The following is a 12543-nucleotide window of genomic DNA, read 5'->3' on the forward strand; positions in this document are numbered from 1 at the left end:
ACCATGGCTGAAGCAAAAAAGAGTACACCGGTAACCGGGAACACAACGGTCAATAGCGAAAAAGACGCAGGTAAGGAGGCAGTTATGGCAGCGTACAGCAATCTTGTAGAAGCCAAGGAACACTTCAAGCACGCAGCAGAAGCAGCGGGTCTGGATCTCAAGAACGAAGCGTCTGATCAGTTTATGAAGGGCAAGGCAAAAGCCGGCGAGCTTGGCAACCAAGCTAACAACTATGTTCAGGAAAAGCCGCTTGCCAGCCTTGGCATCGCATTCGCAGCTGGATTCCTCATCTCGCAGCTGTACAGCAGGAAATGAGCGAGATCCCAGGCGCAACCAATCTGCAGAGTGGCGATCCTGGGAAAGGCCCCGAGCCTGGGCAGGATGAAATTCAAGCCTGGCTAGATTGGTTCAAGCATGCAGTCTCGGCCGGGGGTGATCTGGCTAAGCTTGCGAGGATGGAGCTTAGCCTTGCACTGGGCGACACCAAACGGATTGTTCTGCTCGCCCTTGTCGCAGTGCCGCTGATCGTCCTTGCCTGGATGGGTCTTTCAGTTATGGCGGCCTGGCTGGTTTTTCTGCCTGTCCAATCCGTGGCAGCAGCAATAGGTGTATTTATCGCAGTGCAGATTATTCCCCTGGTGATCATCGGGTGGAGCATCAAACGTTATCGTAAGAGTTGGGCTTTCGCGGCAACCCGCGAACATCTGCAGGCGTTCAAGGAGGGTGCTGAGAGTGCCGCGAAAACAACTGATTGAAAATATTCGCCAGCTCGACGGTAAGTTGTCTCTGGAGCAAAGCCTCTTGAAGCTCAATGGTCGCGAGCGCGTGGCCTACCTGCGCAGCCTCTCTCCCTGGATTCTCATCGGTGCTGGCGCTGCTGGCGGGATAGCGCTGGGCCTCCTGGGTAGCAGTGGAAGGTCCAGACTTGTATCGGCGAGCATGACCGGTATGCACCTGTGGCGATTGAAGTCGCTGGCAAGCACCCTTACTGGTGGAGGCGAGGCGGAGGTGGCTGATGCTGTCGCTACGGGAGGAGATATCGTTTGACCGCCGCCGATAGCGGTGAGTCGCTCGGCGCCGAGCGGCAGTCTTTTTCACGGGAGGTCGTAAGCCAACGCAAGTCACCTATGTATCGGGTAGCGGTCTGGCTTCTGGCCCTTGCACTTCTATATACCCTTTATTTTGCCAAGTCATTATTGATGCCGCTGGTTGTAGCCCTGCTCTTTACGCTACTGCTCAGCCCGCTGGTGGCGGTGCTGAAGCGACTCTATGTGCCCAGGACACTGTCGGCCATTCTGATGATTTGCGCCATCGGTGGGCCCTTTACGATTCTGGCCATCGAGCTTGCCGAGCCCGCACAAAAGTGGGCCAGACAATTGCCCGAGTTATCCGAGCGAATGACCGCACAGCTCGATAATCTGACTGAATCATCTCAGTCAGTTCCGGTCCAGACTGCCAATCAGGAAGCTGAATCCGAGGGTTTCAGTTTCTTCGGGCTCTTTGAAGGAAAGAAGAAGCAGCCCGCACCACAGCCTGTCATCCAGTCGTCCAGTGATGCCGCTGAAACGGTCAGCAAGCGCGTAAAACAGGGCGGAATGGAGCTGATGGTCGCCATTCTTGCAGCTACACCTGTGGTGATAGCCCAGCTTCTTACCTGCGTCATTCTGATTCTGTTCCTGCTGATTTTCGGTCCGCGTTTATTCAATGCCTATATCCATATATTCGTTCCGCCAGATGCGCGCGAGGACAGGGTCAACCTAGTGGGTACGATTCAGCTGGAGCTTTCGCGTTATATCGGAACGGTCAGTGTCATCAACGCCGGGCTGGGTATGACGACGGGGTTGGCTTTGTGGTTATTTGGGGTGGAAGACGCCCTGCTCTGGGGAGTGCTGGTCGGGTTGCTGAATTTTGCGCCATATGTAGGGCCTATCTTCGGCATGGCGATGTTGTGTCTTGCGGGGCTTGCCCAATACGGCCCGGTAGCCCTGGCAGCTCTACCGGTATTGATTTACTTCTCCATCAATCTGCTCGAAGCGCAGTTCGTCACGCCGCTGGTGCTGGGTAAGAACATGCGATTGAACCCTCTGATTCTGATCATCTGGTTGTTTATCTGGGGCTGGTTGTGGGGAGCGGTTGGGGTATTGATCGCAGTCCCCTTGCTTGTGTGCATCAAGCTCGCAGCCGGCAAGCTGCCGACCGCCGATCGCTGGGTAAGGCTGATAGAAACCCGGGCTTGAATGTTTTCACTGCCTCCGCGCGACCTGCTCAGGAGTGAGCCTCAGGCTGGTTTTGGTGGCCGTTGCACCAAAGCCAGTGCCGATACGATCAGAACCCCACCGAACAGCATGAAAAGGGTGGGTTGCTCGGCAAACAGGAACCAGGCAAACAAGATGCCATAGACCGGTTCCAGTGCAAAAAATAACGAAGCCACCCTGGCTTTGAGCACCTGCAAGCTGGCCACAAACAGACCGTGTGCCAGTCCGGTGCAGAGCAGTCCGAGCAATGCAATCCATAGCCAGTCCAAGGCTGCCATTTGGCCAAGCGCCATGGGAGTGAATGGCAGCAGACACGCCAGTATGACCAGATTCTGCCAGCAGGCGACCTGGACAGGGTGCAGGTCGCCTGCGGTGTAGCGATTGCCTACGGAGGCGCCGGCAAAGCAGAAGCCTGACAGCAGGGCCCAAAGCAGACCGGCTGTTGCCTGATTTCCGAGGCTGAAGTCGGGCGTGACCAATACCAGTCCGATACAGATCAACATTACCTTGAGCAGGTCCATGCGACTTGCCGACTCTTTCCACAATAGCCATTCCAAAAGGACTACGAAGGCCGGAAAGCTGGCAAAACCCAGTGTGGCTATACCGACGCCGGCAATCTTTACCGCGTGAAAAAAAGTCAGCCAGTGCACGCCCAGGAGAATGCCGCAAACCGCCAATTGCACGAAGCGCGTTCTGTTGATACCGCGCAAGATCGGGGAGCTGAAAATTCGAGCAAAAATCAGCAGCGCGAGCACGGCAAAGAATGCTCTTCCCAGAACGATTGCAATGGGCCCAGCCTGGGTGAGCTTGCCGAAGATGCCAGTAAGCCCAAACATGAGCGCGGCAATATGCATGCTGGCAATCGCCCGGCGCGGTGTCATCTGCATGGTGTCATCCTGGTGCGGTAAGAGTGGCAGGGCGCGCAGTCTAACAGGCCCGTTGAGCTGGCCAAGCTACAGCTGTGCTCTTACAGTTCACGACAGCCAGTCGCGGATGTTACATTGATATCACTTTGTAATATTCAGACAAGAATAAGGGCCTCGACTTGAGCGATGAAATACATGGTCTGGCGCAATGGACGGCCCGCCTGAATAATGCCGAACTGCCTGCGATGGCGGTGGTCGTTCATGACCTGCTGCGGCTTTCCCAGTCCCGAACCGCTTCAGTCAAGCAACTGGCAGAAGTTCTTCTGCGCGATGCTTCACTTACTTCCAAGGTTCTGCGGATCAGCAATAGTGTGTATTGCAACCCGGGACGTGAAGTAATCAGGACCATTTCGCGGGCTGTCGTGGTGATTGGTTTTGATCAGGTACGCATGATCGGTCTGTCGGTCAGCCTGCTTGATGGCCTGCTCAAGGATTCGCCGCGTGAGCAGCTGCAATCACTATTGGCGCGGTCTTTCCATGGCGCGATGCAGGCGCGCAATCTTGCGGATTACCGGGCACTGCCGGAAAAGGAAGAGATTTTCATTGCGACGCTCTTGCGCCATCTTGGCGAGATGGCGTTCTGGAGTTATGGCGCAAAGCAGGCCGATGTCCTCGCAGACGCATTGGCAGTGCCCGGGGTTGATCGGGACAAGACGGTAAAACGAATTCTGGGCGCCAGTTTTGATCAGCTGACCTTCGGTTTGCTCAAGACATGGAACATGGGTGAGATCGGTCAGCTGGTCAAAGCCAGCCATGACTCCTCAGGACCTGCCGCACGCGCCGTTACCCTGGGCTCTTCCATTGCCGAAGCTGCCCGTGCGGGCTGGGCCGGGGAGGCAATGCAGGCCCTGCTGGACCCGGTCGCAGAGTTGACTGGCACTACGCGGGAGGAGGCCATGCAACAGATTCTGGCTAGTGCCAACGAGGCGGTACGGGTCGCGGGTACCTGCTCCAACGCCGACCTCGGGGCCTGGATTCCCCGTACCGATGACTTGCCGCTGGATCTCTCCGAGCTTTTGCACATGGACGCTGTGCCCGCGCAGTCTGCCCGCACAGCGGTGCAGGAGCCGCTGCTGCAGCCGAACGTCGAGATGCTCAAGCTGTCCGTACAAAATATGGTCTTGATGGTCAAAAGTCCGATCAATGTCGAGAATACTCTGACCGGTGTCATGAATGGATTACACCTGGGGGCTGGGCTTGAGCGAGTCATGCTTGCTGTGCTGGCAGACAATCAGACACGATTTCGGGCGCGCCGTGTAGCCGGTAAGGGGACGCAAAGCTGGTCTCAAAACTTCGATTTACCCTGTGTGGCTTCAAAACCACATATTTTCAGCTACGCGCTGCAAAACAATGAAGTGATCTGGATGGGTCCGCCAAGCAGCAGCGTGCTGCAGGACCTGATAACGCCCGATATTGCCAGCTGGCTGGGCGCGGGTCCGTTCTTCATTGCTCCGGTAATGGCCGGTACCCGACGAATTGGCGTGCTTTACGGCGATATGCGCCTGTCGGGTAGACCCTTGAGCAAAGCTCAGTTCGCGGCGTTTCAGCGTCTCACGGAACTCACCGGGAACTGTCTGGAGTCCTTGAGTCGGCGCGGCTGATCAACTGCCGGGCATGCAGATGCCCGTACCGGCAAGATTGCAGTAGCCGCCCGGGTTCTTGTGCAGGTATTGCTGATGGTAGGGTTCGGCATAGTAGAAGGTGGGGGCGGGAATGATTTCTGTAGTAACAGAATCCTTGCCGGCCTGCATCAGCAGGTCGGCGTAACTGGCCTTGCTGACTTCCGCCGCAGCCTGCTGTCCCGGATTGTTCACATAAATGCCGGAACGGTATTGAGTGCCGGTGTCGTTGCCCTGACGCATACCCTGTGTGGGGTCATGGTTCTCCCAGAAAGCTCTGAGCAGTTCCTCGAAACTCACTGCGTCTGGATCAAAAACAACCAGAACCACCTCGTTGTGGCCGGTCATGCCCGAGCACACCTCGTCGTAAGTAGGGTTGGGAGTCAGCCCAGCGCTGTAGCCAACAGCAGTGGTATGCACACCAGGAATCTTCCAGAAAAGCCTTTCCACGCCCCAGAAGCAGCCCATACCAAAAATGACTTGCTGCATGCCCGCTGGAAAGGGGGAATGTATGGAAGTGCCCAGCACGGCATGGGTCTGGCTGGTCGGGATGGGTTCATCACGGCCGGGCAGAGCCTCCTCAGGTGAGGGAAGGCGCATCTTGTGTTCGGGGATACGGCGAAAAAACATGGATGACTCCGGGGCAGGGGGGCGCGAAATTCTGGATTCATGGTGCGCCTGGCAGTGACTGCCTGTCCAGACGCTGTTTCGTTGCGGTGTGTGTCCTGTCAGTTGCCAAGCCCTAGAGCCTGCAGCAGATCGGAAGGCAACTTGCCTGCTGCAACAAAGTGAGGGTTGAGCCAGGTTTCACGGGTCGGATAGCCGAATCGCTGGCCGTCCAGCCCCAGCACTTGTCCACCTGCGCCCTCCAGCACAGCCTGGGCTGCGGCGGTATCCCATTGACTGGTTGGGGCGAACCGGGGGTAGAGATCGGCATTGCCCTCAGCCAGCAGGCAGAACTTGAGCGAGCTGCCAATATTCACCAGCTCGACCTGCTGCAGGGATTTCAAGCGGCTGAGCAGCGCCTCCTGTTCGGGGCTGGTGTGCCTGCGGCTGGCAACCACGGTCAAGGCATTGCTGGCATGGCGGCAGCGAATGGCTTCGGCGGGTTCTCCGTCTGCGCGGCGCCAGGCGCCCAGTTCCAGGCCGCCCCAGTAGAGTTTATCGCGGGCCGGGACACCCACCACGCCGAAGCGGATCTGCCCTTGCTCGACCAGCGCAATATTGACGGTGAACTCATCGGTACCGGCAATGAATTCCTTGGTTCCGTCGAGCGGATCGACCAGCCAGAAACGCTGCCATCTTTCTCGCTCGTTCATTGGGACATCCGCATCTTCTTCCGAGAGTACCGGGATGTCGGGCGTCAGTTCGCGCAGGCCGGCGAGGATCATGTGGTGTGCGGCAAGATCCGCGGCAGTTACCGGTGAGTCATCCGGTTTGGCGGTAACCTCGGGCTCCTTGCGCCACCATTTCAAGGTTTCTTTCCCCGCCCGGTCAGTCAACTCCAGCAAGGCAACTGTATCGAAAGGAAGGTTGTTGAAGGATGTACTCATCTGTGCAATTCGCCCCTCTGCTCAAGCAGATCGCGCACCAGATAGAGTGCAGCCAGGGCACGGCCTTCGGTAAAGTCCTCGCGGGCCGCCAACTCACTGAGCCGGTAGAGATCCACACTGTCGACCCGCATGGGTTCGGGCTCGTCGCCTGGCAAGCGTTTCTCGTACAGATCGCGGGCCAGCACCACCGAGATCTGCTGGCTCATGTAGTTGGGCGAAAGGGATAAGTGAGTCAGATATTCCAGCCGGCGAGCGCCGAACCCGGCTTCCTCCATCAATTCACGATTGGCGGCATCAAGCACATCCTCACCTGGTTCAACCAGGCCCTTTGGAACCGACATCTGGTAGTTACCCATACCGCCGCAGTATTCCTCAATCAATAAAGCGTGGCGCTCATCCTGCATGGCTATGACCATAACCGCTCCATAACCCTGGCTGCGGTTTACCAGACGCTCGTAGGTACGTTCTACGCCGTTGCTGAAACGCAACTGCACCTGCTCGACGGTAAACAATCGACTCTTTGCGACGATCTGTGCCTCGAGTGTTTCGGGCAGTTTTGGCATTGGGGGGCTCCGTGGTTAACAGCGTGTGGCTTGGGTATCATAGCGGCTCATGTCACCAAAGCCCAAACACCCATGATTTACTGGAACAACATCGATACCGTCCTTCTGGATATGGATGGCACCCTGCTGGACCTGCACTTTGATAACCATTTCTGGGTTGAATATCTCCCCCAGCGCTACGCTGAACATCACGGTCAGTCGATCGAGTGGGCCAAGTCCGAGATCTATCCCCTGATGAAGGAGAAGCAGGGGCAACTGGACTGGTACTGCCTGGACTTCTGGACCCGCGAACTGGACATGCCGATTGTCGAGCTCAAGCGAGAAGTGGCGCACCTGATCAGCCTGCGACCTGATGCGGACGTATTTCTCCGTGCGCTACAGGCCAGCGGTCGTGACGTGATACTGATCACCAATGCGCACCGCGGCTCGCTGTCATTGAAGCTTGAACGCATCGAGCTGCGAACTTATTTTCAGCGGTTGATCAGTTCCCACGATTTTGGTTTTCCGAAGGAAGCGCCAGCTTTCTGGGACGCCTTGCGCGCCGAGGTACCTTTCGATCCCGAGCGTACGCTGTTTATCGACGACAGCCTGGGAATCCTGCGCGCTGCTCGCGATTACGGAATAGGCCACCTGCTGGCGGTCAGGCAACCGGACAGTCGCGGTGCGCTTCGTGATACCGAGGAGTTTGACGCTGTGGAGGACTACCGCGACCTGGCGGCAGCCTGTCAGCGCGATTAAGGATCAGCCTTCGCCCTTGGTTCGTGTCTGATTGGGTTTGGCGTTCTTTTCGATGTACTCAATGATCAGCCCGGCGATGTTTCGACCAGTGGTGGACTCGATGCCTTCCAGGCCGGGAGAGGAGTTGACCTCCATCACCACCGGGCCGTGATTGGAGCGCAGAATATCCACGCCGGCCACGTTCAAGCCCATTACCTTGGCTGCACGCACTGCGGTCATCCGTTCCTCGGGGGTGATCTTGATCAGGCTGGCGCTGCCCCCGCGGTGCAGGTTGGAACGGAACTCGCCGGGTTTGGCCTGGCGCTTCATCGCCGCAATCACCTTTTCGCCAACGACCAGGCAGCGTATGTCAGCTCCACCCGCTTCCTTTATATATTCCTGCACCATGATGTTGGCTTTCAGACCCATGAACGCCTCGAGTACCGATTCAGCAGCCTGCTCGGTTTCGCACATCACTACACCGATGCCCTGTGTGCCCTCGAGCAGCTTGATTACCAGTGGCGCCCCGCCGACCATGCTGATCAGGTCCGGAATGTCGTCGGGGGAGTGGGCGAAACCGGTCACCGGCAAACCGACGCCCTTGCGTGCCAGCAACTGCAATGACCGCAGTTTGTCCCTGGAGCGCGTAATAGCAACCGACTCGTTCAGGGGAAAGACCCCCATCATCTCGAACTGGCGCAACACTGCTGCGCCGTAGAAGGTAACCGATGCGCCGATGCGCGGAATAATTGCATCGAAGCCTTCAAGTACCGCACCTTTGTAGTGAATGGTGGGCTTGTGGCTGGCGATGTTCATATAGGCTCGAAGGGTATCGATCACACGTACCTCATGGCCGCGTTCGCGGGCTGCTTCAACGAGCCGGCGGGTGGAGTAGAGGTTGGCGTTACGCGACAGCACCGCAATCTTCATGATGATTCCTTCAGGGTTTTACGGCAAACAGTGAGGTTTGGGGTTTTTCCTGGACAAAGCGGTGACCGGGATCGATCACCAGCTCTCCTTCCAGCATCGCAGTACAGCCCATCAGTACCCGATAACGCATGGACTTGCGACAGGTCAGGGTAAAAAAGACTGACCAACAACGATCGCCAAGTACCAACGGGGTGCGTATGACATGGCGTTCCTGCATGTGACCGTTGGAGCTGCGAACGGTCTTGTACTCCACCAGTAACGCCTCGCAACGCTGTAGCCGTTGCTTCTTCTGGCTACCAATATGAGCATTGAAGCGCACCCAGGTTTCACCTGCGCGTTCGAACGTCTCGATATCGCTGGCGTGTAACGCGGAGGTTCTCGCCCCGGTATCGATTTTTGCCATGATTTGATCGATGCCCAGTTCAGGCAGTCCAATCCACTCGCGCAACCCGATAACATTGAGGTGGTCAAAAGTTTTCACGCAGGCAGCTCCCTGTGCATTTGGCGCGCATCATGGGGCAAGTCAAGGGCGGCGACAAGCCTGATACACTCGGCCTGAAAGAGGAGTACAGACCCTATGGGCGATGATAGCAAGGTGCGGTTGGATAAATGGCTCTGGGCCGCTCGGTTTTTCAAGACCAGAGGACTTGCCAAGGCAGCCATAGAAGGCGGGAAGGTGCAGTGCCAAGGGGACCGTTGCAAGCCGAGCAAGGAGCCTAAAGTTGGTGATCAGCTGCAGATTCGTCAGGGCATGGAGCAGCGAACGGTGGTCATTCTCGATCTTAGCGGCCAACGCCGTGGGGCGGCTGAGGCGCAGTTGCTCTATGAAGAAACTGCCGACAGCATTCGTCAACGCGAGGAGGCCGCGGCCAAGCGCAAGGCCATGGGTCCTGGGCTCCTGATCAGTGAGCACCGGCCAACCAAGAAGCAGCGTCGGCAGATCCACCAGTTTCGCAATGCACGCAATTCACCGGAGGAAGGCTGAAGGGGTATAATTGCGATTTGTCGGAGGCCGAACATGGCTTATCAAGATACCACCCAGCGTTTTCTGTTTGAAAACGCCGACGTACGCGGTGAACTGGTAGCGCTCGAAACCAGCTATCGAGAAGTGCTGGCCAAGCATGACTATCCAGAACCGGTTCGTGAGTTGTTGGGGCAGATGCTTGCTGCTGCAGTTCTGCTGTCGACCACGATCAAGTTTGATGGTCTGCTGATACTACAGGCGACTTCGACGGGTCCTGTTTCCACGTTAATGGTCGAATGCGCCAGCGATCAGGCAGTGCGGGGTATTGCCCGTTACAATGAAAATGTGACTGACGGCAGTCTGGCCGATCTGATGCCTGGCGGAATCCTTGCCATCACGGTAGATCCGCAGGAAGGACAGCGGTACCAGGGGATCGTTTCGCTGGATGGCGCTAACCTGGCCGAGTGCCTCAACGGTTACTTTGAGAACTCCGAGCAATTGCCCACCCGCTTTCGTCTGCAGGCTGACGGACGCTCGGCCAGGGGGTTGTTGCTGCAGGCGCTGCCTGCCGACAGGCAGCCTGACCTGGAGCAGCGCGCGGCGACCTGGGAGCATTTGAATATTCTTGCCGACACTCTCACCGCTGAGGAACTCCTGTCTCTGGACAACGCAACGATCCTGCGCAGGCTATTTCACGAGGAGGACGTGCGTTTGTTTGATCACCGGGGAGTGCGATTCGAGTGCAGTTGTTCGATGGAGCGCTCGGGCAATGCACTGGTCAGCCTGGGTCGCGATGACGCGATGGCCCTGCTGGACGAGCAAAACGGTGAAATCGAGATCGACTGCCAGTTCTGTAACACCCGTTATCTGTTCGATCGGTCTCGCCTGGAGGCGTTGTTTCACTCCGCGCAGGAGCATGCCAAACGGTTGCATTGATCTTCGTTGGCGCAAGATATGCATCACAATTCAGACACATAGCGATTGTCTATGGTCATGATCAACAAGTAGTACTGATCAGGTTTAGCGCGGCTGGTATTTTTTTGGCATAATGGCGCGCCCGCGCGCTGACCTGGCGTACACACGATGAGCTGAGGCCGATCTGTCGGTCCCATGGAGATTTCGGCCCACGCCGAACGAGGATGAGGTTTGATGACGCACAGTAACCATACGGTTTATACCGACCTGAGTATTCCCCACCTCGTTGAGCTGGCTATTCAGCGTAACGAAGGTCAGTTGGCTGACAACGGCGCACTCGTGGTCAAGACCGGTGAGCGCACCGGCCGTTCACCCATGGACCGTTTCATAGTCGAGGAATCATCGACGCGTGACTCCATAGCATGGGGGCCGATTAACCGCCCGTTCCCGGCGGACAAGTTTGACGCACTATGGGAGCGCGTTGCGGGCTACCTGGCCGAGCGCACCAGCTTCGTATCCCACGTGCATGTAGGCGCTGATCCGGAGCATTATCTGCCCGTGGTGATGGCCACCGAAACAGCCTGGCACAACCTCTTCGGTCGTACGCTTTTTATCAATCCTGACCAATTCAATCCTGCTGCCAAGGATCGCTGGCAAATCATCAATGCACCGCATTTTGTTTGTGAGCCCGAGCGCGATGGCACCAACAGCAATGGCTGTGTGATTATCAATTTTGCCGAGCGCAAGGTGCTGTTGGCGGGCATGCAGTACGCCGGTGAAATGAAGAAGGCAATGTTCTCGGTACAGAACTTCCTGCTGCCAGCCAAGGACGTTCTGCCGATGCACTGCGCTGCCAACGTTGGTGACGAGGGTGACACTACCCTGTTCTTCGGTTTGTCCGGTACGGGCAAGACCACACTTTCAGCTGATCCGGCACGTAACCTGATCGGTGATGACGAGCACGGCTGGGCGACCGGCAGCGTTTTCAACATCGAGGGTGGTTGCTACGCCAAGTGCATCGATCTGTCGGAAAAGAACGAGCCGGTGATCTGGAAGGCGATCAAGTTCGGGTCCATTATCGAGAACGTCGTTATTGATCCCCAGAGCCGTACAGCAGACTATGCTGATGTTAGCCTGACCCAGAATACCCGTGTTGCCTATCCGCTTGAGCACGTTGAAAAGCGTGTGGAAGCCAACCGGGCTGGTGAGCCTAATGCGATTATCTTCCTGACCTGCGACCTGACCGGCGTTCTGCCTCCAGTGTCGATCCTCAACAATGAGCAGGCGGCCTATCACTTCCTTTCCGGTTATACCGCGCTTGTCGGTTCAACCGAGATGGGCTCTGGTGATGGCATCAAATCGACCTTTTCTACCTGTTTCGGCGCGCCGTTCTTCCCACGCCCGGCGGGCGAATATGCCAAGTTGTTGATCAAGCGCATCAACGCCTTTGGCAGCAAGGTATACCTGGTCAATACCGGCTGGACCGGTGGCAGCTACGGTACGGGCAAGCGCTTCAGTATTCCGACTACCCGAGCGATCATCGCCGCTGTGCAGTCCGGTGCGCTGATCGGTACCGAGACCGAGCATTTACCGGTGATCAATCTTGATGTGCCGACTTCAGTACCCGGTGTTGATAGCAATTTGCTGAACCCGCGCAATACCTGGGCAGATCCGGCAGAGTACGACGCTGCAGCGCAGACACTGGCCAAGCTGTTTGTCGATAACTTCAAGAAATTTGAGGTTGCGCCCGAGATTGTTCAGGCAGGCCCGCAGCTCTAAGCCTTCAGGCGCTGAGTTGTCCGGCAAGATCAAGCCCGCCATTGGCGGGCTTTTTTGTGGCCGCCAGTTGGTGTCTGAGGCGCTTGGGTGCGATTTCGGGTGTTGTCGTGCGAGTACTGCGCGAGTTAATTGCGGGAATCACAGGTGCTTTTTCAAGATAGTGTCTACAAGCGCATTTTTAGGGTTGACAGTCTGACTGCGCCCGGTAAAATGGCGCGCCTTGGCAGGGGATATGTAACGACAGTTACTGCTCAAGTCAGGACGTTTTAGGTAATTCCGCGATAGCTCAGTTGGTAGAGCAAATGACTGTTAATCATTGGGT

15 protein-coding genes are annotated in these 12543 nt (G+C 56.9%); 9 read left to right on the forward strand and 6 right to left on the reverse strand.

Annotated features, from left to right (window positions below; genetic code table 11):
• Positions 1-3 precede the first annotated feature (3 nt).
• From AAC076_RS00940 to AAC076_RS00955, 4 genes are read left to right on the forward strand one after another with little or no spacing between them, the layout of a single operon-like run.
• Complete coding sequence (locus tag AAC076_RS00940) at positions 4-315, forward strand: DUF883 C-terminal domain-containing protein (protein ID WP_339842465.1); 312 nt, start codon at positions 4-6, stop codon at positions 313-315.
• Positions 312-755 carry a hypothetical protein gene (locus AAC076_RS00945; protein ID WP_339842466.1) on the forward strand — a complete coding sequence of 148 codons (444 nt, stop codon included), beginning with the start codon at positions 312-314 and terminating at the stop codon, positions 753-755. The genes AAC076_RS00940 and AAC076_RS00945 overlap by 4 nt, the downstream gene beginning before the upstream one ends.
• Positions 733-1047, forward strand: coding sequence for a hypothetical protein (locus tag AAC076_RS00950; RefSeq protein WP_339842468.1), 315 nt, complete (start codon positions 733-735; stop codon positions 1045-1047). The genes AAC076_RS00945 and AAC076_RS00950 overlap by 23 nt, the downstream gene beginning before the upstream one ends.
• Positions 1044-2237 carry an AI-2E family transporter gene (locus tag AAC076_RS00955; RefSeq protein WP_339842469.1) on the forward strand — a complete coding sequence of 398 codons (1194 nt, stop codon included), beginning with the start codon at positions 1044-1046 and terminating at the stop codon, positions 2235-2237. The genes AAC076_RS00950 and AAC076_RS00955 overlap by 4 nt, the downstream gene beginning before the upstream one ends.
• Positions 2238-2278: 41 nt before the next feature.
• Here the strand turns inward: AAC076_RS00955 and AAC076_RS00960 are convergent, their stop codons facing one another.
• Positions 2279-3136: a DMT family transporter gene (locus AAC076_RS00960; protein ID WP_339842491.1), complete on the reverse strand. Its 858-nt coding sequence runs from the start codon at positions 3134-3136 to the stop codon at positions 2279-2281.
• Positions 3137-3366: 230 nt separating this feature from the next.
• Between AAC076_RS00960 and AAC076_RS00965 the strand changes: the two genes are divergently transcribed.
• Complete coding sequence (locus AAC076_RS00965; protein ID WP_339842492.1) at positions 3367-4782, forward strand: HDOD domain-containing protein; 1416 nt, start codon at positions 3367-3369, stop codon at positions 4780-4782.
• On the opposite strand, the gene msrA is transcribed toward AAC076_RS00965, so the two are convergent.
• The 3 genes from msrA to nudE all read right to left on the reverse strand — a co-directional run bounded on the left by msrA (position 4783) and on the right by nudE (position 6916).
• Positions 4783-5430: a peptide-methionine (S)-S-oxide reductase MsrA gene (gene msrA / locus AAC076_RS00970; protein ID WP_339842470.1), complete on the reverse strand. Its 648-nt coding sequence runs from the start codon at positions 5428-5430 to the stop codon at positions 4783-4785.
• 98 nt (positions 5431-5528) lie between these two features.
• Complete coding sequence (gene cysQ / locus AAC076_RS00975; protein ID WP_339842471.1) at positions 5529-6353, reverse strand: 3'(2'),5'-bisphosphate nucleotidase CysQ; 825 nt, start codon at positions 6351-6353, stop codon at positions 5529-5531.
• Entirely contained in the window at positions 6350-6916 is a 567-nt protein-coding gene (nudE, locus tag AAC076_RS00980) for an ADP compounds hydrolase NudE (protein ID WP_339842472.1), read from the reverse strand. Before nudE ends, cysQ begins: the two co-directional genes overlap by 4 nt.
• A gap of 72 nt (positions 6917-6988) precedes the next feature.
• Here nudE and yrfG point away from each other — a divergent pair, with 72 nt between their 5' ends.
• Positions 6989-7654, forward strand: coding sequence for a GMP/IMP nucleotidase (yrfG, locus tag AAC076_RS00985; protein ID WP_339842473.1), 666 nt, complete (start codon positions 6989-6991; stop codon positions 7652-7654).
• 3 nt (positions 7655-7657) lie between these two features.
• On the opposite strand, the gene rimK is transcribed toward yrfG, so the two are convergent.
• Together rimK and AAC076_RS00995 are read right to left on the reverse strand one after the other, a co-directional pair.
• Positions 7658-8563, reverse strand: coding sequence for a 30S ribosomal protein S6--L-glutamate ligase (gene rimK / locus AAC076_RS00990; protein WP_339842474.1), 906 nt, complete (start codon positions 8561-8563; stop codon positions 7658-7660).
• A 10-nt stretch (positions 8564-8573) separates the two neighbouring features.
• Entirely contained in the window at positions 8574-9044 is a 471-nt protein-coding gene (locus AAC076_RS00995) for an ATP-dependent zinc protease (protein ID WP_339842476.1), read from the reverse strand.
• Positions 9045-9140: 96 nt separating this feature from the next.
• On the opposite strand from AAC076_RS00995, the gene AAC076_RS01000 reads away from it, so the two are divergent.
• From AAC076_RS01000 to AAC076_RS01010, 3 genes are all read left to right on the forward strand, one after another.
• Entirely contained in the window at positions 9141-9548 is a 408-nt protein-coding gene (locus AAC076_RS01000) for a S4 domain-containing protein (RefSeq protein ID WP_339842477.1), read from the forward strand.
• Positions 9549-9581: 33 nt separating this feature from the next.
• Positions 9582-10463 (forward strand): Hsp33 family molecular chaperone HslO, encoded by an 882-nt coding sequence (gene hslO, locus AAC076_RS01005; RefSeq protein WP_339842478.1) that lies wholly within the window; start codon positions 9582-9584, stop codon positions 10461-10463.
• 213 nt (positions 10464-10676) lie between these two features.
• Positions 10677-12221 (forward strand): phosphoenolpyruvate carboxykinase, encoded by a 1545-nt coding sequence (locus tag AAC076_RS01010; protein ID WP_339842479.1) that lies wholly within the window; start codon positions 10677-10679, stop codon positions 12219-12221.
• Positions 12222-12543 lie beyond the last annotated feature (322 nt).

The organism is uncultured Halopseudomonas sp. (assembly GCF_963977355.1).
In the GTDB taxonomy this organism is placed as follows: domain Bacteria; phylum Pseudomonadota; class Gammaproteobacteria; order Pseudomonadales; family Pseudomonadaceae; genus Halopseudomonas.

Coding starts and splice junctions, on each gene's coding strand:
- msrA (WP_339842470.1), bottom strand. CDS start 5,430: ATGTTTTTTCGCCGTATCCCCGAACACAAGATGCGCCTTCCCTCACCT.
- AAC076_RS00960 (WP_339842491.1), bottom strand. CDS start 3,136: ATGACACCGCGCCGGGCGATTGCCAGCATGCATATTGCCGCGCTCATG.
- AAC076_RS00940 (WP_339842465.1), top strand. CDS start 4: ATGGCTGAAGCAAAAAAGAGTACACCGGTAACCGGGAACACAACGGTC.
- rimK (WP_339842474.1), bottom strand. CDS start 8,563: ATGAAGATTGCGGTGCTGTCGCGTAACGCCAACCTCTACTCCACCCGC.
- AAC076_RS00945 (WP_339842466.1), top strand. CDS start 312: ATGAGCGAGATCCCAGGCGCAACCAATCTGCAGAGTGGCGATCCTGGG.
- cysQ (WP_339842471.1), bottom strand. CDS start 6,353: ATGAGTACATCCTTCAACAACCTTCCTTTCGATACAGTTGCCTTGCTG.
- AAC076_RS01000 (WP_339842477.1), top strand. CDS start 9,141: ATGGGCGATGATAGCAAGGTGCGGTTGGATAAATGGCTCTGGGCCGCT.
- nudE (WP_339842472.1), bottom strand. CDS start 6,916: ATGCCAAAACTGCCCGAAACACTCGAGGCACAGATCGTCGCAAAGAGT.
- AAC076_RS01010 (WP_339842479.1), top strand. CDS start 10,677: ATGACGCACAGTAACCATACGGTTTATACCGACCTGAGTATTCCCCAC.
- yrfG (WP_339842473.1), top strand. CDS start 6,989: ATGATTTACTGGAACAACATCGATACCGTCCTTCTGGATATGGATGGC.
- AAC076_RS00965 (WP_339842492.1), top strand. CDS start 3,367: ATGGCGGTGGTCGTTCATGACCTGCTGCGGCTTTCCCAGTCCCGAACC.
- hslO (WP_339842478.1), top strand. CDS start 9,582: ATGGCTTATCAAGATACCACCCAGCGTTTTCTGTTTGAAAACGCCGAC.